Raw genomic sequence first — 1,460 nt, 5'->3', positions numbered from 1 at the left:
GGCGGATTCAAACGGTCGTCGCAACACCAGGAGTTTGGAGGTTGCGATGAACGTTGTAAGGCGCAGATCGGCGCGGTCAGGACGAGCCCCATTGCCGTCGCCAGGACGGCCCTCTGTTGCCGGGCGCGATGAACAGAATAAATTTTGGCGGGCGATTGCCGCTGGGTTAAGCAGCGAAGATGCTGCACTCGAAGCCGGATTGTCACAACCTGTCGGAAGCAGATTATTCCGAAAGGCGGGCGGCATGCCACCAGCGATGTTCAGATCTTCGGCAAAGGCACTGTCCGGGCGGTATCTCTCGTTGAATGAGCGCGAGGAGATCGCACTTCTCAAGGTGCAGGGCCATTCCATACAGGAGATTGGACGTCGCCTGGGGCGGGCTGCTTCCACAGTCTCCCGTGAACTGCGGCGCAACGCGGCCACTCGCGGCGGCGGGTTGGAGTATCGGGCAATAACTGCCCAATGGCATGCGGATCGATCCGCCCGCCGGCCTAAGCCGACCAAGCTTGCGCTCAATGCAACCTTGCGCACTTATGTGGAGGAAAGACTTGCTGGCGGCGTCGTAGCCCCGACCGGCGCTCCCGTTCCTGGTCCCGCCGTTCCGTGGAAGGGGCGGCGGCATGGCCAGCGCAAGGATCGGCGATGGGCCAAAGCCTGGAGCCCTGAGCAGATTGCTCGACGCTTGCCGATCGACTTCCCGGACGACAAGACGATGCGCATCAGCCACGAAGCTATCTATCAAGCCCTCTTCGTTCAGGGCCGTGGCGCGCTACGCCGCGAGCTGACGGCCTGCTTGCGAACAGGGCGTGTGTTACGGATGCCCAGAGCGCGCGTACGCAGGCGAGGCAAGGGCTTTGTCTCGCCGGAGATCATGATCAGTGAGCGCCCTGCTGAAGCTGCCGATCGAGCAGTGCCGGGACATTGGGAGGGGGACCTTATCCTCGGTCTTGGCAGCTCGGCAATCGGCACGCTGGTCGAGCGCACGACGCGCTTTACGATGCTCTTGCACCTTCCACGGTTGGCGGGGCATGGCGAAGCTCCGCGCGCGAAGAACGGGCCAGCCCTTGCGGGACATGGGGCCGAAGCCGTGCGCGACGCGATCACGCGCACCATCATCACTTTGCCCGAAGAGCTGCGCCGTTCGCTAACCTGGGATCAGGGAGCCGAAATGGCTCAGCACGATCGTCTCAAGATCGATGCGGGTATCCAGGTCTACTTCTGCGACCCGCAAAGCCCATGGCAGCGCGGCACTAACGAGAACACCAACGGGCTGCTGCGGCAGTACTTCCCGAAAGGCACGGACCTGAGCATCCACAGCGCCGAAGAGATATCCGCTGTGGCAGCGGCCCTCAATGCCCGACCGCGGAAGACACTAGGCTGGAAAACGCCGGCGGAGGCGCTTGACGATCTTCTGTTATGAGTGAAAGTAACTGGTGTTGCGACGACCGTTTGAATCCGCC

At 62.4% G+C, this 1,460-nt stretch carries 1 protein-coding gene; it reads left to right on the top strand.

The genetic code is table 11. From position 1 onward, the window contains the following. Positions 1–46 precede the first annotated feature (46 nt). Complete coding sequence (locus ABIB80_RS39265) at positions 47–1,420, top strand: IS30 family transposase (RefSeq protein WP_007597145.1); 1,374 nt, start codon at positions 47–49, stop codon at positions 1,418–1,420. The last annotated feature ends 40 nt before the right edge of the window (positions 1,421–1,460 follow it).

Source organism: Bradyrhizobium sp. i1.15.2, from assembly GCF_040548425.1.
Classification (GTDB): domain Bacteria; phylum Pseudomonadota; class Alphaproteobacteria; order Rhizobiales; family Xanthobacteraceae; genus Bradyrhizobium; species Bradyrhizobium canariense.
This window is presented reverse-complemented; position numbering and strand designations above follow the sequence as displayed.